The 328-nt window shown below is 45.4% G+C and carries 1 pseudogene; it reads left to right on the top strand.

What is annotated here, in order from left to right:
• Positions 1-49: 49 nt before the first annotated feature.
• Positions 50-328 (top strand): annotated as a pseudogene (locus AB4653_RS27380) (condensin subunit MukF); the annotation flags it as partial.

Genomic DNA, 328 nt, shown 5'->3' with positions numbered 1-328 from the left:
GTCATATCTAATACGTTCGATATGACGAACAACAGTAACAGGAACCACAATGAGTGAAATGACTCAAACTGCCGAAGAGCAGCCAATTGATGAGTTGGTGGGCTGGGTCAAGCAGCATGATTTTTCATTAAACTTGCCACCAGAGCGCTTAGCATTTTTGATTGCTATCGCCGTACTAAGCAATGAAAGGTTCGATGAAGAGTTGGGCGAGGGTGAACTGCACGATGCATTCACTATTGTCACTCGACTGTTTGAAGATACTGGCGAAGCGTCCGCGTTTCGTGCCAACAACGCTATCAATGAGTTGGTTAAACAGAAGCTGATCAGC

This window comes from Vibrio sp. 10N.222.48.A3, assembly GCF_041475345.1.
GTDB classification, from domain to species: Bacteria; Pseudomonadota; Gammaproteobacteria; order Enterobacterales; family Vibrionaceae; genus Vibrio; species Vibrio tasmaniensis_A.
This window is presented reverse-complemented; position numbering and strand designations above follow the sequence as displayed.